The 19735-nt window shown below is 42.9% G+C and carries 20 protein-coding genes; 18 read left to right on the top strand and 2 right to left on the bottom strand.

The window, feature by feature from the left end; translation table 11 throughout:
- The first annotated feature begins 150 nt into the window (after positions 1-150).
- The 14 genes from leuS (at position 151) to crcB (ending at position 14132) form a co-directional block, all read left to right on the top strand.
- Positions 151-2733, top strand: coding sequence for a leucine--tRNA ligase (leuS, locus tag EAE90_RS12340; RefSeq protein WP_214053754.1), 2583 nt, complete (start codon positions 151-153; stop codon positions 2731-2733).
- A 13-nt stretch (positions 2734-2746) separates the two neighbouring features.
- On the top strand, positions 2747-3295 hold the full coding sequence (gene lptE, locus EAE90_RS12335; RefSeq protein ID WP_036776730.1) for an LPS assembly lipoprotein LptE: 549 nt from the start codon (positions 2747-2749) through the stop codon (positions 3293-3295).
- Positions 3292-4332, top strand: coding sequence for a DNA polymerase III subunit delta (gene holA / locus EAE90_RS12330; RefSeq protein ID WP_214053753.1), 1041 nt, complete (start codon positions 3292-3294; stop codon positions 4330-4332). The genes lptE and holA overlap by 4 nt, the downstream gene beginning before the upstream one ends.
- Complete coding sequence (gene nadD / locus EAE90_RS12325; RefSeq protein ID WP_214053752.1) at positions 4316-4993, top strand: nicotinate-nucleotide adenylyltransferase; 678 nt, start codon at positions 4316-4318, stop codon at positions 4991-4993. Before holA ends, nadD begins: the two co-directional genes overlap by 17 nt.
- A gap of 98 nt (positions 4994-5091) precedes the next feature.
- A complete protein-coding gene (rsfS, locus tag EAE90_RS12320) occupies positions 5092-5418 on the top strand; it encodes a ribosome silencing factor (protein WP_082303637.1) in 327 nt (108 codons plus the stop codon).
- A 2-nt stretch (positions 5419-5420) separates the two neighbouring features.
- Positions 5421-5891 carry a 23S rRNA (pseudouridine(1915)-N(3))-methyltransferase RlmH gene (gene rlmH / locus EAE90_RS12315; protein WP_214053751.1) on the top strand — a complete coding sequence of 157 codons (471 nt, stop codon included), beginning with the start codon at positions 5421-5423 and terminating at the stop codon, positions 5889-5891.
- A gap of 39 nt (positions 5892-5930) precedes the next feature.
- Positions 5931-7826 (top strand): peptidoglycan DD-transpeptidase MrdA, encoded by a 1896-nt coding sequence (mrdA, locus tag EAE90_RS12310; protein WP_214053750.1) that lies wholly within the window; start codon positions 5931-5933, stop codon positions 7824-7826.
- Positions 7827-7834: 8 nt separating this feature from the next.
- The gene (mrdB, locus tag EAE90_RS12305; RefSeq protein ID WP_214053749.1) at positions 7835-8947 is read left to right on the top strand and encodes a peptidoglycan glycosyltransferase MrdB; all 1113 of its coding nucleotides are present in this window, start codon (positions 7835-7837) and stop codon (positions 8945-8947) included.
- A gap of 13 nt (positions 8948-8960) precedes the next feature.
- On the top strand, positions 8961-9971 hold the full coding sequence (rlpA, locus tag EAE90_RS12300) for an endolytic peptidoglycan transglycosylase RlpA (protein ID WP_214053748.1): 1011 nt from the start codon (positions 8961-8963) through the stop codon (positions 9969-9971).
- 162 nt (positions 9972-10133) lie between these two features.
- Positions 10134-11345, top strand: coding sequence for a D-alanyl-D-alanine carboxypeptidase DacA (dacA, locus tag EAE90_RS12295; RefSeq protein WP_214053747.1), 1212 nt, complete (start codon positions 10134-10136; stop codon positions 11343-11345).
- A gap of 156 nt (positions 11346-11501) precedes the next feature.
- Complete coding sequence (gene ybeD, locus EAE90_RS12290; protein WP_011145617.1) at positions 11502-11765, top strand: DUF493 family protein YbeD; 264 nt, start codon at positions 11502-11504, stop codon at positions 11763-11765.
- Positions 11766-11895: 130 nt separating this feature from the next.
- A complete protein-coding gene (lipB, locus tag EAE90_RS12285) occupies positions 11896-12537 on the top strand; it encodes a lipoyl(octanoyl) transferase LipB (RefSeq protein ID WP_214053746.1) in 642 nt (213 codons plus the stop codon).
- A gap of 110 nt (positions 12538-12647) precedes the next feature.
- Entirely contained in the window at positions 12648-13613 is a 966-nt protein-coding gene (gene lipA, locus EAE90_RS12280; protein WP_214053745.1) for a lipoyl synthase, read from the top strand.
- Between the two features lie 144 nt (positions 13614-13757).
- The gene (crcB, locus tag EAE90_RS12275) at positions 13758-14132 is read left to right on the top strand and encodes a fluoride efflux transporter CrcB (RefSeq protein WP_214053744.1); all 375 of its coding nucleotides are present in this window, start codon (positions 13758-13760) and stop codon (positions 14130-14132) included.
- A 76-nt stretch (positions 14133-14208) separates the two neighbouring features.
- Here crcB and cspE read toward each other — a convergent pair whose 3' ends face one another.
- Both cspE and EAE90_RS12265 read right to left on the bottom strand, forming a co-directional pair.
- Positions 14209-14418, bottom strand: a complete 210-nt coding sequence (gene cspE / locus EAE90_RS12270; protein WP_021323071.1) for a transcription antiterminator/RNA stability regulator CspE — start codon at positions 14416-14418, stop codon at positions 14209-14211.
- Positions 14419-14637: 219 nt separating this feature from the next.
- Positions 14638-15099, bottom strand: a complete 462-nt coding sequence (locus EAE90_RS12265; protein ID WP_011145612.1) for a methylated-DNA--[protein]-cysteine S-methyltransferase — start codon at positions 15097-15099, stop codon at positions 14638-14640.
- A 331-nt stretch (positions 15100-15430) separates the two neighbouring features.
- On the opposite strand from EAE90_RS12265, the gene nrdH reads away from it, so the two are divergent.
- From nrdH to nrdF, 4 genes are read left to right on the top strand one after another with little or no spacing between them, the layout of a single operon-like run.
- The gene (gene nrdH / locus EAE90_RS12260; protein ID WP_214053743.1) at positions 15431-15661 is read left to right on the top strand and encodes a glutaredoxin-like protein NrdH; all 231 of its coding nucleotides are present in this window, start codon (positions 15431-15433) and stop codon (positions 15659-15661) included.
- A 13-nt stretch (positions 15662-15674) separates the two neighbouring features.
- The gene (nrdI, locus tag EAE90_RS12255) at positions 15675-16091 is read left to right on the top strand and encodes a class Ib ribonucleoside-diphosphate reductase assembly flavoprotein NrdI (RefSeq protein ID WP_214053782.1); all 417 of its coding nucleotides are present in this window, start codon (positions 15675-15677) and stop codon (positions 16089-16091) included.
- 6 nt (positions 16092-16097) lie between these two features.
- Complete coding sequence (nrdE, locus tag EAE90_RS12250) at positions 16098-18227, top strand: class 1b ribonucleoside-diphosphate reductase subunit alpha (RefSeq protein ID WP_214053742.1); 2130 nt, start codon at positions 16098-16100, stop codon at positions 18225-18227.
- 20 nt (positions 18228-18247) lie between these two features.
- Complete coding sequence (gene nrdF / locus EAE90_RS12245) at positions 18248-19207, top strand: class 1b ribonucleoside-diphosphate reductase subunit beta (protein WP_214053741.1); 960 nt, start codon at positions 18248-18250, stop codon at positions 19205-19207.
- Positions 19208-19735: the final 528 nt, after the last annotated feature.

The raw sequence follows: 19735 nt of genomic DNA, 5'->3' as shown, positions 1-19735 counted from the left end.
TCCGGTGGCGGCCCCCGTCGCCATCGGATTTTCCCTCAGAACCACTGTTTCTTATATATCAAATCAGATATGCTATGCCGATCTCATATTTTACTAACTAAATGATTGCTACAAGCGTAGCTTTTTACTCACCATAGGATTATCGGTGCCATGCAAGAACAATACCGTCCAGAAGATATAGAGCCGCAAGTTCAGCTTCACTGGCAAGAGAAGCAAACTTTTAAAGTGACAGAAGATAGCAGCAAAGAAAAATATTACTGCCTGTCCATGCTACCTTACCCTTCTGGCCGACTACACATGGGCCATGTACGCAATTACACTATCGGCGATGTTATCTCTCGCTACCAACGTATGCTGGGTAAAAACGTCCTGCAACCTATCGGTTGGGATGCGTTTGGCCTGCCTGCGGAAGGGGCCGCGGTTAAAAACAATACCGCGCCCGCTCCGTGGACCTATGCCAACATCGAATATATGAAAGGTCAGTTGAAAACACTGGGCTTCGGTTACGATTGGGATCGTGAAGTCACAACCTGTACCCCAGAATATTACCGTTGGGAACAATGGTTCTTCACCAAATTGTATGAAAGGGGCCTGGTTTATAAAAAAACCTCCGCAGTTAACTGGTGCCCTCACGATCTGACCGTTCTAGCTAATGAACAAGTGGTCGATGGCTGTTGTTGGCGTTGTGACACTAAAGTGGAACGTAAAGAAATTCCGCAATGGTTTATCAAGATCACTGATTATGCCGAAGAGTTGTTAAATGATCTGGATACGCTGGAAGAGTGGCCTGAACAGGTCAAAATCATGCAGCGCAATTGGATTGGTCGCTCCGAAGGGGTAGAAATCACTTTTGATGTGGCTGATAGTCAGGAGAAACTGACCGTCTATACCACTCGCCCTGATACGTTCCTCGGCGCCACTTATGTTGCGGTTGCCGCCGGTCATCCTCTGGCAAAACAAGCAGCAGAAAATAATGCTGAACTGGTTGCTTTCATTGATGAGTGCCGTAATACCAAAGTTGCAGAAGCAGATATGGCAACAATGGAGAAAAAAGGCATGGCAACCGGTATGTTTGCTATTCATCCATTGACCAAAGAGAAAGTGGCAATCTGGGTTGCAAACTTCGTCCTGATGGAATACGGCACTGGTGCTGTCATGGCAGTTCCCGGTCATGATCAACGCGATTGGGAATTTGCGACAAAATATAACCTGCCAATGAAAGCCGTTATTCTGGACAGTGAAGGTAATGAACCAAATGTTCATGAAGCCCCGGTAACAGATAAAAATGTCCTGTTTAATTCCGGTGAATTTAGCGGTCTGAATCATGAAGCCGGTTTTAATGCCATTGCTGATAAACTGGTGGAAATGGGTGTAGGTAAGCGTAAAGTTAACTATCGTCTGCGTGATTGGGGGGTTTCCCGTCAACGTTACTGGGGCGCGCCTATTCCAATGGCAACGCTGGAAGATGGCACGGTTGTTCCAGTTCCAGCAGATCAACTGCCTGTCATTCTGCCGGAAGATGTCAAAATGGATGGCATCACCAGCCCAATTAAAGCTGATCCTGAGTGGGCAAAAACCACTATCAACGGCCAGCCAGCACTACGTGAGACAGATACCTTCGATACCTTTATGGAATCTTCCTGGTACTACGCTCGCTACACCTGTCCAGATTATGACAAAGGTCTGCTCGATCCAGCAGCGGCTAACTATTGGCTGCCAGTTGACCAATACATCGGTGGTATCGAACATGCCATCATGCATCTGATGTACTTCCGTTTCTTCCACAAACTGATGCGTGACGCGGGCCTGGTCAATTCCAATGAACCCGCGAAACGCCTGTTATGTCAGGGCATGGTTCTAGCCGATGCTTTTTATTACATCGGCAAAAATGGGGAAAAAATTTGGGTTTCCCCGGCAGATACTATCGTTGAGCGTGATGATAAAGGCCGTATCGTTAAAGCGACGGATAAAGAAGGCCATGAGCTGGTTTATACCGGCATGAGCAAAATGTCTAAATCCAAGAACAACGGTATTGATCCACAATTGATGGTAGAAAAATATGGTGCTGATACCGTTCGCCTGTTTATGATGTTCGCTGCGCCGCCAGAGCTGACGCTGGAATGGCAAGAATCCAGCGTTGAAGGGGCAAATCGCTTTCTGAAACGTGTGTGGCGTCTGGTTTATGAACATAGCAGCAAAGGGGCAACTCAACCGCTGGACATCACAAACCTGACAGTGGAACAAAAAGATCTATTCCGTGATCTGCACAAAACCATCGCTAAAGTCACAGATGATGTTGGTCGCCGCCAGGCATTCAATACCGCTATCGCTGCGGTAATGGAATTAATGAATAAACTGACCCGTGCGCCACAGGAAACTGAGCAAGATCGCGCTCTGATGCAAGAGGCTCTGTTAGCGGTTGTCCGTATGCTGTCACCAATAACTCCTCATGCTTGCTTTATTATGTGGCAAGCTCTAGGCGGTAAAGGTGATATTGATACGGCTGATTGGCCACAAGCTGATGAACAGGCAATGGTTGACGATACTAAGTTAGTCGTCATTCAAGTCAATGGTAAAGTGCGTGGTCGTGTTACTGTGCCAGCCGATGCGACGAAAGAATATGTTCATGATCTGGCGGCACAAGAGTATGGTGTGGCGAAATACCTTGAAGGCGTCACTATTCGCAAAGTCATTTATGTACCAGGCAAACTGCTGAATCTGGTCGTCGGCTGATAAAGGAGGCAATGTGCGACATCGTATTTTAACGTTGTTGCTGGGGTTGGCGGTGTTAGTCACCGCTGGCTGCGGTTTTCATCTGCGCGGCACCACTCAGGTGCCACCGGAACTCAAAAAGCTGCAATTAACAAGCAGTGACCCATACGGGCCACTAGCCCGTTCTGTTCGCCAACAGCTTCGTCTGAATAACGTCACTATCCTTGAGGATGGTAGCGCGGATATTCCTATTTTGAAGATAATCGGCTCTTCTGAAAATAAAGATACGGTCTCTGTTTTCCAAGATGGTAAGGCTGCCGAACGCCAATTGACACTGTACGTTGATGCACAAGTCATTATGCCAGATGGCAGCGTATATCCATTGCGATCAAGGGTTGACCGCTCTTTTTTCGACAACCCATTAGAGGCCCTGGCGAAAGATGCTGAAAACGAGATAATCAATCAGGAAATGCGTGAACAAGCCGCTCGCCGACTCGTTCGTCAGTTATTGACTGTTCACAACGCAGAAGAACAGAAAGCCAGAGAAAAACAGGCGGGACAGCAAGCTGCGCAAGCACAATGATCAAACTCTATCCCGAACAACTGATTTCGCAGCTCAATGAGGGGCTGCGAAACTGTTATCTGATATGGGGTAATGAACCCCTACTATTACAGGAAAGCCAGGATCATATCCGCAAGGCTGCTGAAAAACACGCATTCACTGAACACTTCACCTATACGCTGGACAACCATACCGAATGGGACGAGATATTTGGTATCTGTCAGTCATTAAGTCTATTTGCTAGCCGCCAAACACTCACTTTGCTTCTGCCGGAAAATGGCCCTAACGCAGCAATGGCTGAACAACTGGTAAAACTAGCAGAGCTTCTTCACCCAGATATACTGTTAATACTACGTGGTCTGAAATTGACCAAAGCGCAGGAGAACAGTAACTGGTTCAAAGTGCTAGGAAAAAACGGTGTTTATGTCAGTTGTCAGACCCCCGAACAGAACCGTCTGCCGCAATGGGTTGCACAACGGGCCAAAGCCATGAAATTGGCGCTGGAAGAACAAGCCAATCAACTACTGTGTTACTGCTATGAAGGAAATTTACTGGCGTTAGCTCAGGCACTTGAGCGACTCTCGCTGCTATATCCAGATGGTAAACTGACCTTACATCGTATTGAAAATGCAGTGAATGATGCGGCTCACTTTACACCTTATCACTGGGTAGACGCATTATTAGCGGGAAAAGCAAAACGAGCCTGGCATATTCTGAAACAGTTAAAACAGGAAGATTGCGAAGCTGTTATTCTATTACGTACCGTACAGCGGGAATTGCTGCTGCTACTCACACTGAAACGCCAAGGTACCACAACCCCGATAAAAACATTGTTAGATCAGCATCGGGTATGGCAAAACCGTCGTCCATTACTGACAAGCGCACTGCAACGTCTCACTCAACATGATTTGCAGCGAGCGCTTCATTTACTTGTACAGATGGAACGCCAGATCAAACAGGATTACGGCCAATCTATCTGGTCAGATTTAGAAACTCTTTCCATGCTGTTATGTGGAAAAACCTTACCTGAGAGCTTTCTTAATGCCTCATACCACTAATTCTACTTGCCCGAAACAACCCGTTATTCAAGCATTATTTGGTGGAACATTCGATCCCATCCATTACGGGCATTTACAACCAATTGAAACCCTGGCATATCAAATTGGCCTGAAACAAGTGATTTTACTACCAAATCACGTCCCCCCACACCGCCCACAACCAGAAGCCACTGCACAACAGCGGCTTGAAATGGTACAACTGGCTGTACAAGATAACCCTCTGTTCACCGTCGATAAGCGTGAACTGGAGCGCACCACTCCCTCCTACACAATTGATACGCTAGAGTCATTCCGTCAGGAACTTAGCAATGAGCAACCACTGGCATTTATAATCGGCCAAGATGCTTTATTATCACTGCATACTTGGCATCGTTGGCAAGAACTGCTGAGCCTCTGCCATTTGCTGGTTTGTGCTCGTCCTGGTTATCAAACCCAGTTTTCCACAACTGAAATGCAAAAATGGCTTACAGAACATCAAATCTGCGATCCAAACCAGCTTAGTAATCAACCTAACGGTTATATCTATCTGGCAGATACACCTCTACTGCCTATCTCAGCAACAGATATCCGTCAACGCCACCAGCAAGGGTTAAGTTGTGACGATTTACTCTCCCTTGCAGTACAAAAGTATATAGATTCACAGGGGTTATATCGCCAATAGCGAAATCTACCTCGATTAGTCGCTTAGTTGGCTTACCCTTAAGTGACCTGACATGCTATTATTCCGCACTATTTAATCAATTGTGATAAAAAATAAGGATGAGCCTTTTGCAAGGTAAAGAACTCCAACAGTTTGTTATTGATAAGCTTGAAAACTCCAAAGCACAGGATATCGTTTCCCTGGATGTTCAAGGGAAATCCAGTATTACCGATTGTATGATTATCTGTACCGGAACTTCCAACCGCCACCTGATGTCTGTCGCAGATAATCTGGTTGATGACTGTCGTGCCAGCGGCCTGATCCCACTTGGCGTTGAAGGACAAGGCATATCTGACTGGATCGTCGTAGACCTCGGTGAAGTTATCGTACATGTCATGCAAGAAGAGAGCCGCCGCATGTATGAACTTGAAAAGCTTTGGAGCTGAATTTGAAGCTGCAATTAATCGCTGTAGGTACAAAAATGCCGGACTGGATACAGGCCGGCTTTATAGATTATTTGCGCCGTTTCCCCAAAGACATGCCATTTGATCTGGTAGAAATTCCGGCAGGCAAACGGGGCAAGAATGCAGATATTAAACGCATTCTGGAAAAAGAAGGTGAACAGATGCTGGCCGCTATTGGCAAAGGCAACTGTATTGTTACCTTGGACATTCCGGGTTCCCGTTGGGAAACGCCTCAACTAGCGCAACAGCTTGAACAGTGGAAACGGGATGGCAGAGATGTCAGTTTATTGATAGGCGGACCAGAAGGTCTCGCTCCAGCATGTAAAGCTGCCGCAGAACAAAGCTGGTCACTGTCACCGCTGACCTTACCCCATCCTCTGGTCCGGGTTTTGGTTGCGGAAAGCCTGTACCGGGCATGGAGCATTACCACCAATCATCCCTATCATCGGGAATAATTTGGTTATCAACGGATAAAAGCGAATTCTGGCAATGGGATGAAAAATAAACGTACCCCTTTTCGTGATTATACGGCTGAATCAGCCCTATTTGCTCGCCGCGCATTGGTGGCGTTTATTATCATCCTGGTACTGACTGGTATCCTGATTGCCAATCTTTACCATTTACAAATTACTCGCCACGAAGACTATCAAACTCGTTCAAACGAAAATCGTATTAAACTGGTTCCAATTGCGCCAAGCCGCGGTATCATCTATGACCGTAACGGCACACCATTAGCGCTTAATCGAACCATCTACCAGTTAGAAATCATCCCCGAAAAGGTAGAAAACCTTGAGCAAACGCTGAATGATTTACGTGATGTTATCGATCTGACTGACGAAGACATTGCCAACTTTGAAAAAGAGCGTAAACGTTCGCGCCGCTTTACCTCTATTCCATTAAAAACGTCACTTGATCATATTCAAGTCGCACGCTTTGCCGTTAACCAATATCGTTTCCCTGGTTTTGAAATAAAAGGCTATCAACGCCGCTTCTATCCCTATGGTTCAGCACTGACGCATATTATCGGCTATGTTGCTAAAATTAATGATAAAGATGTAGAACGACTGGATAAAGAAGGTATTTTACCTAATTATGCCGCCACCCATGACATCGGCAAACTGGGTATTGAACGCTACTATGAAGCTGTTTTACACGGCAAAACAGGTTACGAAGAAGTCGAAGTGAATAACCGAGGCCGAGTGATACGCCAATTACATGAACAACCACCGCAAGCCGGACAAGATATTTACCTCACTATCGATCTCGAATTGCAGATCTACATTGAGAAACTCCTCACAACCAGCCGCGCGGCAGTTGTTGTCAGTGATCCACGTAATGGCGAAATTCTGGCGCTGGTATCTAACCCAAGTTATGATCCAAACCTATTCGTAAATGGTATCTCCAATAAAAACTACCAGGAACTATTAAACAACCCTGATAGGCCGCTTATTAATCGTGCTACTCAAGGGATCTACCCTCCCGCTTCAACAGTGAAACCTTTTATTACCGTTGCAGCGCTAAGCACAGGTGTTATCAATAAAAATACCACCATTTTTGATCCGGGTTGGTGGCAATTACCGGGTTCAGAAAAACGCTACCGTGACTGGAAACGTTGGGGGCATGGCAGTCTCAATGCACACAAAGCCATTGTAGAATCGGCGGATACTTTCTTCTATCAAGTTGCCTATGATATGGGAATTGATCGTCTATCTGAATGGATGACCAAGTTTGGCTATGGCGAAAATACTGGCATCGACCTAGCCGAAGAACGCACCGGTATCATGCCTACTCGTGACTGGAAACAAAGAAAATATAAAAAACCTTGGTACCAAGGAGATACCATCCCTGTTGGCATCGGCCAGGGATATTGGACAGCAACACCCATTCAAATGGTGAAAGCGCTGATAACCTTAATCAACGACGGTAATGTAAAAACACCACATCTGCTGCTAAGCAAGAAGCTGAAAGGTGAGATGATCCCTTATCAACAAACAGAAAACATTCAGATTGGCGATATCCACTCAGGATATTGGGAATTGGCAAAAAGCGGTATGTACGGTGTGGCTAATCTGCCAAATGGCACCGGCCACAAGAGCTTTATTGGCGCGCCTTATAAAGCAGCGGTCAAATCGGGAACAGCACAGGTCTACAGTTATGAAACCTATAATGCCAGTAAAATTGCTGAGCATTTACGGGATCATAAGCTGATGATCGCTTTCGCCCCTTATGAGAATCCAACTGTAGCCCTTTCCATTATTTTGGAGAATGGTGGTGCAGGTCCAGCAGTGGGAACCCTTGTTCGCCAAATCCTAGACCATGTACTATTAGGGGATAACAACACAACATTGCCGAATGCTGTCCCTACACCTCCCGGAACAGCAAGTGACTGATTAACACCATGACAGAAAACCAAAAAAGGGTTCCTCTCTGGACCAGATTACATATCGACCCACCGTTACTACTGTGCATTTTGGCATTGCTGATATATAGCGCTTTTATTATGTGGAGTGCCAGCGGTCAAGATATGGGTATGATGGAGCGCAAAATTGGCCAAATTGGCGCCGGGCTGGTTATCATGCTCATCATGGCGCAGATTCCGCCAAGAGTTTATGAAAGCTGGGCGCCCCATCTCTATATTGTTTGTATTATTTTACTGATTTTTGTCGATGCTTTCGGGCAAATAAGTAAAGGTGCGCAACGCTGGCTGGATTTAGGCATTATCCGTTTCCAACCTTCTGAGATTGCCAAAATCGCCGTACCACTGATGATCGCACGCTTTATGAACCGCGATTTATGCCCCCCATCGCTGAAAAATACCACCATCGCTCTGATGCTCATTTTTCTGCCTACTCTACTGGTCGCCGCTCAACCAGATTTGGGGACTTCAATTCTGATCGCAGCTTCCGGTCTATTCGTCCTGTTCCTTTCTGGCATGAGTTGGCGATTGATCGGTATTGCAGCTCTACTGTTAGCCTGTTTTATCCCCATTTTGTGGTTCTTCCTGATGCATGGCTATCAGCGCGATCGTGTCATGATGCTACTTGATCCAGAAAGCGATCCACTAGGTAAGGGGTACCATATTATTCAATCAAAAATCGCGATTGGTTCCGGTGGATTATCAGGTAAAGGCTGGCTATTAGGAACACAATCTCAATTGGAATTCCTGCCGGAACGTCATACAGATTTCATATTTGCCGTACTGTCGGAAGAACTTGGTTTGATTGGCGTACTACTGTTATTAACATTATATATGTTATTAATTATGCGTGGATTGGTCATCGCAACCAGAGCACAGAACACTTTTGGCCGGGTTATGGTCGGCGGCCTGGTATTAATCCTGTTTGTTTATATCTTCGTCAATATCGGCATGGTGAGTGGCATTCTGCCTGTAGTAGGCGTTCCTTTACCATTTGTCAGTTATGGCGGCTCAGCGTTAATTGTCTTAATGGCTGGTTTCGGCATTATCATGTCGATTCACACACACCGAAAATTATTGTCTAAAAGTTTATAGAGAAGAGGTTTCAATGCGTCAACACTGGCTTATATTTGGCATGATTGCAGCCCTGCTATCCGGCTGTACTACTCCTGACAAACAAAAACCTTCCCTGCCACCAGCAGTACCAACTCAGAATGTTCTGGGAGCAGAACCTCGCTACGAGCCTTATCACCCTAGCGCCAACAATGATTATCAGGTGAACGGACATACTTATCATATTGTGCAAGATCCTTCTCAGTTCAGTGAAACAGGTTATGCGAGTTGGTACGGTGAAGAATCTAGCGGCAAAATGACCGCAATTGGTGAGCGTTTTAATCCTTATGCGCTGACAGCCGCCCATCCTACCCTGCCAATTCCAAGTTATGTCCGTGTAACCAACTTGAGCAATGGCCGTATGATGATTGTTAGAGTCAATGACCGTGGTCCTTACAAACCAGGACGCATTATCGATCTATCGAAGGCTTCCGCTGAACGCTTAAACCTGACTCAAAGTACCAAAATTAAAGTTGATTTTATTGAGGTTGCCCAAGACAGCTCTGTATCTGGTCCCGGCACCATTGGCAGCCGGATAGTTAAACAGAGTTACGCTCTACCGGGGAGACCGACGCTGACAACCAGCCCACTGGGAACACCAACAATGGAGAACGTCCCTGATCAGACAGGCAGCCAGCCTTTAACAAATCAGCCAATGGAACAGACTCAATCATTGATGGTACAACCGGAAACTACCGAACAACTACCCGCAATGAAGCTGCCCCCCCCTAAACCTGTTACAAACAGTATTTCGACAGTAACAGCGCCAACAGCCGCCTCAGCAAATGGCTTTATGGTTCAGGTTGGCGCTGTTAGCAGTGAACAACGAGCAAAAGAGTGGCAACAAACACTAACGCAACGCTTTAATGTTCAAGGACGCATAACTCAGCATAGTAACGTTTATCGTGTACAGTTGGGGCCATTCAACAATCGCCAGCAAGCTGCCGATTTACAACAAAAACTGGCTGACCAGATACAGCAATCTTCTTTTATCGTCAGTCCCTAATCGTTCTCTTACTGATATCTCACCTTGATTCAGATATCAGTAAGAGAAGTAAAAAAATGTAAACCTGAGTCTTGTCAAAATTTGGCAATGTCACTATTTTTTTCATTTGCTATGATGTGGCTCGATATCAACCTTATTCTCACGGATGCTGTCCAACCGACCATGAAATATACAACCACTTCTCATTTTATAAAAAGCGCCACCTTGGGTATGGCGTTGGCAATAAGTGCTTCTGCCTTTGCCGATGGAAATGATGTCAACCTGAAAACGATGATCCCAGGCGTGCCTCAGGTCGATGCGGAAGCTTATATCCTTATCGACTATAATTCAGGCAAAGTGCTGGCCGAAATGAATGCAGATGCACACCGTGATCCTGCCAGCCTGACAAAAATGATGACCAGTTATGTTATTGGTCAAGCAATTAAATCAGGCAAAATCCACCCAAATGATATGGTCACTGTTGGTACTGATGCATGGGCAACAGGTAATCCGGTATTTAAAGGATCTTCCCTGATGTTCCTCAAGCCAGGCGATCAGGTCTCGGTTTCTATGTTATCCCGCGGTATAAACTTGCAATCCGGTAACGATGCCTGTGTTGCAATGGCAGATTATGTTGCCGGCAGCCAAGAATCTTTCGTTAATTTAATGAATGGTTATGTGAAATCGCTTGGATTAAAGAATACGAATTTCAAAACCGTTCATGGTCTAGATGCAGAAGGCCAATATAGCTCCGCCCGAGATATGGCGCTGATTGGTCAAGCTCTGATCCGTGATGTTCCCGAAGAGTACGCCATCTATAAAGAAAAAGAGTTTACCTACAACAATATTCGTCAGACAAACCGTAACGGCTTGTTGTGGGATAAAAGCCTGAATGTCGATGGTATCAAAACCGGTCACACTAGCGCTGCGGGCTATAACTTGGTTGCTTCTGCAACGGAAGGCGATATGCGCCTGATTTCTGCGGTATTAGGCGGCCACACTTATAAAGGCCGGGAAACAGAAAGTAAGAAACTCCTAACCTGGGGTTTCCGTTTCTTTGAAACTGTTGCTCCTCTGCAAGCAAACAAAGAATTTGCTTCTGAACCAGTCTGGTTTGGAGATAACGATAGGGTTCAGTTAGGTGTTGATAAAGATGTTTATCTGACTATTCCCCGAGGTCGTCTGAAAGATCTGAAAGCCAGCTATGTCATGAATAATAGTGAATTACATGCACCACTGGCGAGAAATCAAGTCGTAGGGACTATCAACTTTCAACTTGATGGCAAGACTATTGAACAGCGGCCTTTAGTCGTCATGAATGAAGTAAAAGAAGGCGGTATCTTCAGCCGTTTTATCGATTACATCAAGCTACTATTTCATCATTGGTTTGGCTAATTCTTAAGATAATTAAGCGATAAACAGAGTCCGCCAAAGCGAATCGGGCTACCGCCCGATCACAATAAACACCCCCGCATTTTAAGGCGGGGGAAAGTATCAAATTTTACAGAAAAACTGACCGTACATATCGCGGAAAGCAAAACAGGAGCGCCCATGAAAACAAAATTAAATGAACTACTTGAGTTCCCTTGTTCATTCACTTACAAAGTGATGGGCTTAGCGGAACCTGAGTTAGTCAATCAGGTCGTTGAGGTAGTTCAACGCCACGCACCGGGCGATTACTCTCCACAAGTGAAACCAAGCAGCAAAGGCAACTACCACTCAGTATCCATCACCATCAATGCGACTCATATTGAACAGGTAGAAACGTTGTATGAAGAGTTAGGGAACCTTGAACTGGTACGAGTCGTATTGTAATAGAAACCAAAAAATCCCCTATAATTCCACAGGGGATTCTTTGCCTATCAGAAATACCACTGTTTCAGGCGCACTAAACTGGTGAGAACTTCTTATGAGGGTTATACTGACCAAATCTTATAGCTATCAAATGAAGTTTCAATTGCAACATAAAACGATTTTCTTACGTCAATTAGGAATACAACCCTACGGGCCGATTTCTGATGCAATGCACTTGTTTACTGAGCAGCGAGATACCAATACACCTGATGAAATCTGGCTGGTACAGCATCCAAAAGTCTTTACTCAAGGGCAAGCAGGTAAAGCAGAACATTTGCTGTCCCTCGGTGATATTCCGATTATTCAATCCGATCGTGGTGGACAAGTCACCTATCATGGCCCTGGTCAGCAGGTTATGTATGTCATGATTGACATCAAACGCGCCAAAATTGGTGTACGGCAACTGGTTACGGCGATAGAGGATACTGTCATTAAAACCCTTGCTCACTTTGGTGTGAAAGCCTATGCCCGCCCGGATGCCCCAGGTGTCTACGTCAATGAAGCCAAAATTTGCTCCCTTGGATTACGGATACGCAAAGGTTGTTCTTTCCACGGGTTAGCCTTCAATATTGCAATGGATTTAGAACCCTTTTTGCGTATTAACCCTTGTGGCTATGCTGGCATGAAAATGATTCAACTCAGTGACTTAGTTCCTGGAATTACTGTTGAACAAGTACAACCTATTTTGGTGGAGAAATTTTGCCAACAGTTAGGATTTAAACTGAACAATTAAAGATGCTATAATTTTTTAACATTTTTCAAAAATTTTTTAATGGATTATCATACAGTAGACTGAATGATAAATCTCAACCTGATGAATTTAACACTGGAACCAGCACGATTATGAGTAAACCAATTCAGATGGAACGCGGCGTTAAGTACCGCGACGCAGACAAAATGGCGTTGATCCCTGTCAAAACAGTGATAACCGAACGTACAGAAATCTTGCGTAAACCTGAGTGGATGAAAATCAAACTTCCTGCGGATTCCAGCCGCATTCAGGGCATCAAATCTGCCATGCGCAAAAATGGTCTGCATTCCGTTTGTGAAGAAGCGTCTTGCCCTAACCTGGCTGAATGTTTCAATCACGGTACAGCAACCTTTATGATCCTCGGCGCAATTTGTACCCGTCGTTGCCCTTTCTGTGATGTCGCACACGGCCGCCCAATGGCGCCTGACACCAACGAACCGGTAAAACTGGCTCAAACCATTAAAGATATGGCTCTGCGCTACGTTGTCATCACCTCTGTTGACCGTGATGATCTACGTGACGGTGGCGCTCAACACTTTGCTGATTGCATCTCTGCGATTCGTGAAAAAAATCCATCCATCAAAATTGAAACCTTAGTGCCTGACTTCCGTGGACGTATGGATCGCGCACTTGAAATCCTGACAGCAACACCGCCCGATGTCTTTAACCATAACCTGGAAAACGTACCTCGGATTTACCGTCAAGTGCGCCCTGGCGCAAACTATGAGTGGTCACTAAAATTACTTGAAAAGTTTAAAGAAGCCCACCCGGATATTCCAACTAAATCCGGTCTGATGGTCGGCCTCGGTGAAACCAACGAAGAAATTCTTGACGTTATGCGTGACCTGCGCCGCCACGGTGTTACCATGCTGACCCTGGGCCAATATCTACAGCCTAGTCGTCATCATTTACCGGTACAACGCTATGTCAGCCCACAGGAATTTGATGAAATGAAAGAAGAAGCGTTGGCTATGGGGTTCACCCATGCCGCTTGCGGTCCATTTGTCCGTTCTTCTTACCATGCTGACTTGCAAGCCAAAGGTGAAGAAGTCAAATAAAATAACCCAGTTGCTTATACCCTATGGATTTCAAGCTGCATCGCGACGGCAAGGGAGTGAATCCCCAGGAGCATAGCAAACTATGTTACCGGGGTGAGCGAGTGCAGCCAACAAAGAGGCAGTTTGAAAGATGACGGGTATATTATGATTAATATTATTCTGGCTATATTTATCGGAGGTGGCTTAGGCAGCGTATTACGCTGGTTTATCAGCCTCCGCCTTAATAATATTTCTTCTAATATCGCGATTGGCACCCTTACCGTTAACTGTATCGGTGCATTAATTATCGGGCTAGGATTGGCCTATTTTAATAAATCCACCCATCTCGATCCGGCCTGGAAATTGATGTTGACCACCGGTTTTTGTGGAGGTTTAACAACCTTTTCCACATTTTCTGTTGAAATTGTTTATTTGTTACAGGAAGGAAAACTAGGATGGGCACTGGGAACAGTTTTGCTTAATCTTTTTGGATCATTATTAATGACCATGTTAGCTTTTGTATTGATGCATGAACTTTAACTTAAAATTACCTGCATATCACACAAGGCAAAAAAAACCCGTTAAAATAACGGGTTTTCGAAATACGGAGTTAAAATCAGATAGCGACAACGTTTACAGCAGATGGACCTTTAGCGCCGTCAGTGATTTCAAACTCTACTTTTTGACCTTCTGCCAAAGTCTTAAATCCGTTACTCTGAATAGCAGAGAAATGCACAAATACGTCTTTGCTACCATCTTCTGGAGTGATAAACCCGAATCCTTTAGATTCATTAAACCACTTAACGTTACCTTTAATTTTTGACATCAAACTTACCTTTAACGTGAAAATTAAGACACAAAATCTGTGTCGCATACAGTACAGCAAATAAGTTGGTTCATTGTCTACAACCAAGATCACGAAAAGCATAATAAAATACGATAGATGTTATCTTTAATTTAGTTTTATCACTAAATAATATACATATATAAATATCTATAACCCTCCCTGGTCTTTTATCACACAATTTATCTAATAAACAAATGACTAGGTTTTTTCATGCTCCAATAGCCAGCTTTTAATATTCAAACCTCCGGTATATCCCACCAATTTACCATCATGTCCAATAACACGATGACAAGGCACAATTAATGAGATTGGATTCCGGGAATTAGCCATTCCTACCGCGCGACAATAATTAACAGAACCTAATGCTAATGAAAGTTGCTTATAACTCCATACTTCTCCAAATGGGATCTTACATAACTGTAACCATACACGCTGCTGGAATTCAGTTCCTGCCGGGTTGAGTGGAACAGAAAACTCAGTTCGCTTACCCGCAAAATATCCTCGTAACTCTTTCACGCACTGCTTAGTAATATCATTTTTTACTTCGGGCGCTGTTTTTTCATCAACAAAATATAAACTAGTCACCCCCTTATCATCCGCAGTGATATGAATATACGGTTTAGGAAATCCTTTGGGTGTATCAAAATAGTGATGATACATAACCACCTCCATTGAAAAAAATATCAATCATTATAGGGATTAGAGTAAATCGTCTTTTCGACAAATTGCAATGATGAATTCAGTTGCTCCCTTACCACCGACTAGAAAACTTAAACTTGTCTAAAGGCGAAAAACCTGCCAACAAACAGAGAATAACCCACATTGTAATTTTAATGATAGTCACTCGATGCAAAATTAACACTATATATAGTACGGTTGAAATAAAATTTAACTACATATAGTATAGTTCAAGTTCTAGCCTTTAGTAAAATTATTACTCATGAACCAAATTTTGCCATTGCATGCCCACAAACTGACAAAGGAGTCGTTAATGAGCATTACCATTTATAGCAAACCGGACTGCGTACAATGCAGCGCAACCTATCAGGCGCTCAACCGAAGAAATATTCCTTATCAGATTATCGACTTAACCGAAAACTCGCAGGCTTTAGCAACTATCCGTGCTATGGGCTACCAGCAAGTTCCTGTGGTTGTCGCAGGCACACAGCATTGGTCAGGATTTCGTCCAGATAAAATCAACGCATTAACCGAGAATTTCTAGGTTTATTATGAATATAAATCCGCTGATCTATTTCTCCAGTTCATCCAGTAATAGCCATAGATTTGTTCAGAAACTGGAGATACCGGCCCTTCGTATTCCGATAAATCAATCAGGCAGCCCATTAAACGTAACCTCTCCTTACATTTTACTGACACCCAGTTATGGTGGAGGCAATGTTAAAGGTGCAGTTCCACCACAAGTGATCCGGTTTTTAAATATCGCCAAAAACCGAGCATTAATCCGGGGAGTTATCGCGGCCGGGAATACAAACTTTGGCGAAGCTTACGGCATTGCTGGACGGATAATTTCAGAGAAATGTCAAATCCCCCTCCTATACCGTTTTGAACTGTTAGGTACAGAAGAAGATGTACAACGGGTACGCCAAGGTATTCAAAGATTCTGGCAACATGATTCATTCATTAGAGAATAGGTAATTATGACTTTTCAAATTAATGCACAACAGGATTATCATGCTTTAAATGCCCTGCTCAATCTGTACGATAGTGAAGGAAAGATTCAATTTGATAAAGACAAACTGGCTATTCATGACTACTTTCGCCAACATGTAAATCCAAACACACTATTTTTCGATAGCTTAAAAAAGAAGTTGGATTTCCTCCAACAAGAGGGATATTACGAAACAAACGTGCTGGAGCAATACGATTTTGCTTTTATTAAAAAGCTCTTTCAGCAAGCCTATAACAAAAAATTCCGCTTCCAAACCTTTCTGGGCGCATTCAAATATTATACCGGCTATACCCTGAAAACCTTCGATAATAAACGTTATCTGGAACGCTATGAAGATCGGCTATGCATGGTAGCATTGACCCTGGCCCAAGGCGATCAGATGCTGGCTTGTCGTCTGGTGGATGAGATGATCAGTGGCCGTTTTCAACCAGCAACGCCAACCTTTCTTAATTGCGGTAAGAAACAGCGAGGAGAATTGGTTTCCTGTTTCCTGCTGCGCATTGAAGACAATATGGAATCCATCGGACGTTCAGTGAATTCAGCATTACAGCTTTCAAAACGTGGCGGTGGTGTCGCATGCTTACTCAGTAACCTACGGGAAACAGGCGCACCGATAAAAATGATTGAAAATCAATCATCAGGTGTTATCCCAGTGATGAAAATGCTGGAAGATGCATTTTCATACGCCAACCAACTCGGTGCTCGCCAAGGTGCAGGTGCGGTTTATCTTCATGCTCATCACCCTGATATTCTCCGTTTTCTAGATACAAAACGGGAAAATGCCGACGAAAAAATCCGTATAAAAACACTCTCTATTGGCGTTGTTATTCCTGATATCACTTTTAAGCTGGCTAAACATAATGAAGATATGTATCTATTCTCGCCTTATGATATTCAACGGGTTTATGGTGTGCCAATGTCCGAAATTAGCATGACAGAAAAATATGCTGAAATGGTGAATAACCAACACATTCGGAAATCAAAAATCAATGCCCGTGAGTTTTTCATGACGCTAGCTGAGCTCCAATTTGAGTCTGGTTATCCCTATATTATGTATGAAGATACGGTGAATAATGCTAACCCGATTAAAGGTCGGATTAATATGAGTAATTTATGTTCCGAAATTTTACAGGTTAACAGTGCCAGCGAATATGAAGATGATTTAAGTTACCGCCATATTGGGAAAGATATTAGTTGTAATCTGGGATCAATGAATATTGCTCATACTATGGATTCACCTGATTTTGCCCTCTCTATTGAAACGGCCGTCCGTGCTTTAACCTCGGTATCAGATATGAGCCATATCCGTTCAGTTCCCTCTATCGAAAAAGGAAATCAGGATTCTCATGCTATTGGTTTGGGGCAAATGAATCTTCATGGCTATCTGGCAAGGGAAAAAATTCATTACGGTTCTGAGGAGGGAATAGATTTCACCAATATCTATTTCTACATCGTCACTTATCACGCTCTGCTTACTTCCAATCAAATCGCCATTGAACGCAATAGTTATTTTAAAGGCTTTAAAGATTCTCGTTATGCCAGTGGTGAATTTTTCAATAAATATACAGAAAGAGCATGGCAACCTCAGACAAAAAAAGTCGCTCAATTGTTTGAACTAGCTGGAATAACCATTCCAAATCAACAAGACTGGCTTGCATTAAAAGCCTCAATTATGGTTCACGGTATTTATAATCAAAATCTCCAAGCTATTGCTCCTACAGGTTCTATTTCATATATCAACAATTCAACCTCAAGCATTCACCCGATTGTATCTCGTATTGAGATCCGCAAAGATGGTAAAACCGGACGGGTATATTACCCGGCGCCATTCATGACGAATAATAATCTTGAATATTACCAAGATGCTTACGAAATAGGACCGGAAAAGATAATTGATACCTATGCTACAGCCACTCAACATGTCGACCAAGGATTATCATTGACACTCTTCTTCAAAGAAGATGCCACTACCCGTGATATTAATAAAGCGCAAATTTATGCCTGGCGTAAAGGAATTAAAACACTTTATTACATCCGCTTGAAACAAACGGCTCTGGAAGGCACGGAAGTACAAGATTGTGTTTCCTGCTCACTATAAAATGATTCTGGAAATTTATTATGATCAGTAATCCCATATGTGCAATTAACTGGAACCGAATTGAAGATGATAAAGATCTAGAAGTTTGGAACCGACTGACAACTAATTTTTGGCTACCGGAAAAAATTCCATTATCCAATGATATCCCTTCATGGAATACACTGACGGCAGAAGAAAAAGAGCTGACTATCCGGGTATTCACCGGATTGACACTACTGGACACGATTCAGAACACCGTTGGCGCTCCAGCGCTAATGGAAGATGCTCTGACACCTCACGAAGAAGCGGTTATGTCCAATATTAGCTTTATGGAAGCCGTTCACGCACGTTCTTATAGTTCTATTTTTTCAACATTATGCCTAACCACTGATGTGGATGATGCTTATCGCTGGAGTGAAAGGAATGTTTCATTACAGAATAAAGCCAAAATTATATTAAGTTATTATAATTATCATCATCCATTAAAGAAAAAAGTCGCCAGTGTTTTTCTAGAATCATTTTTATTCTATTCAGGTTTTTATTTACCTATGTATTGGTCAAGTCGCGGAATATTAACAAATACAGCCGATTTAATCCGACTTATTATCCGAGACGAAGCCATTCACGGCTATTATATTGGCTATAAATTCCAACAATCATTAAATAAATATTCAACATTAGAGAAAAAAGAAATTAAAGAATTCACTTTTTCATTATTATTAGAATTATACGAAAATGAAATTAAATATACAGAAGAACTTTATGATATTATTGGCTGGAGTGAAGATGTTAAAAAATTCTTGCATTATAATGCCAATAAAGCGTTAATGAATCTTGGCTATGAAGCCTTATTTCCTCCAGAAATGACAGATGTCAGCCCTGAAATCCTCTCTGCATTATCACCAAATGCCAATGAAAACCATGATTTCTTTTCTGGTTCAGGCTCATCATATGTTATCGGTAAAGCAGTTAATACTGAGGATGAAGATTGGAACTTTTAAAGAGAATAATTTGATTTTATATAGAATACTTTAAAATAACCATAATGCTCTAATATTTTAATGATCATATTATTGAGCCTATTTTTTAAACGATAAAACGCCATAAAATCTTTATATTTTTATGGCATTTTTTCATGATTGTTGCCATTTCTATGGATATTTTTTGCCATCCCCTTCTCCTATTATCATCCGAAACAACAAAAAACATTAATATAGCTAATTAATTTTAAATTAAATTTCATTCCAATTAGATATAATCAACACTATAAACTAATAATCGATTCCATTTACAACATAACGAATAATTCATTTGGCAATCAAATGTAAAAATACATTAATAACAGCAACATAGAATAGAATTATCCTTTCAACAATCACATTAACTTATATGAAATAAATTGCTAATAACAATGAAATCACCACAAATATATCTAATTTAAATCATTTAATATTACCATTTTTTACATTAATTATCATTAACATAGGGTTGTCAGGCTCTCTCAGTATGTTAGGGTATATATATTCAAT

Origin of the sequence: Photorhabdus caribbeanensis (genome assembly GCF_018448885.1) — a bacterium.
GTDB lineage: Bacteria > Pseudomonadota > Gammaproteobacteria > Enterobacterales > Enterobacteriaceae > Photorhabdus > Photorhabdus caribbeanensis.
Note: the sequence above shows the minus strand (reverse complement) of the source record. Positions and strands in the feature narration are given on the sequence as shown.

Excerpts from the sequence above, each read along its gene's own strand:
- leuS (WP_214053754.1), top strand. The coding sequence starts at position 151 with ATGCAAGAACAATACCGTCCAGAAGATATAGAGCCGCAAGTTCAGCTT.
- holA (WP_214053753.1), top strand. The coding sequence starts at position 3,292 with ATGATCAAACTCTATCCCGAACAACTGATTTCGCAGCTCAATGAGGGG.
- nadD (WP_214053752.1), top strand. The coding sequence starts at position 4,316 with ATGCCTCATACCACTAATTCTACTTGCCCGAAACAACCCGTTATTCAA.
- rsfS (WP_082303637.1), top strand. The coding sequence starts at position 5,092 with ATGAGCCTTTTGCAAGGTAAAGAACTCCAACAGTTTGTTATTGATAAG.
- mrdA (WP_214053750.1), top strand. The coding sequence starts at position 5,931 with ATGAAAAATAAACGTACCCCTTTTCGTGATTATACGGCTGAATCAGCC.
- mrdB (WP_214053749.1), top strand. The coding sequence starts at position 7,835 with ATGACAGAAAACCAAAAAAGGGTTCCTCTCTGGACCAGATTACATATC.
- rlpA (WP_214053748.1), top strand. The coding sequence starts at position 8,961 with ATGCGTCAACACTGGCTTATATTTGGCATGATTGCAGCCCTGCTATCC.
- dacA (WP_214053747.1), top strand. The coding sequence starts at position 10,134 with ATGAAATATACAACCACTTCTCATTTTATAAAAAGCGCCACCTTGGGT.
- ybeD (WP_011145617.1), top strand. The coding sequence starts at position 11,502 with ATGAAAACAAAATTAAATGAACTACTTGAGTTCCCTTGTTCATTCACT.
- lipB (WP_214053746.1), top strand. The coding sequence starts at position 11,896 with ATGAAGTTTCAATTGCAACATAAAACGATTTTCTTACGTCAATTAGGA.
- lipA (WP_214053745.1), top strand. The coding sequence starts at position 12,648 with ATGAGTAAACCAATTCAGATGGAACGCGGCGTTAAGTACCGCGACGCA.
- crcB (WP_214053744.1), top strand. The coding sequence starts at position 13,758 with ATGATTAATATTATTCTGGCTATATTTATCGGAGGTGGCTTAGGCAGC.
- cspE (WP_021323071.1), bottom strand. The coding sequence starts at position 14,418 with ATGTCAAAAATTAAAGGTAACGTTAAGTGGTTTAATGAATCTAAAGGA.
- EAE90_RS12265 (WP_011145612.1), bottom strand. The coding sequence starts at position 15,099 with ATGTATCATCACTATTTTGATACACCCAAAGGATTTCCTAAACCGTAT.
- nrdH (WP_214053743.1), top strand. The coding sequence starts at position 15,431 with ATGAGCATTACCATTTATAGCAAACCGGACTGCGTACAATGCAGCGCA.
- nrdE (WP_214053742.1), top strand. The coding sequence starts at position 16,098 with ATGACTTTTCAAATTAATGCACAACAGGATTATCATGCTTTAAATGCC.
- nrdF (WP_214053741.1), top strand. The coding sequence starts at position 18,248 with ATGATCAGTAATCCCATATGTGCAATTAACTGGAACCGAATTGAAGAT.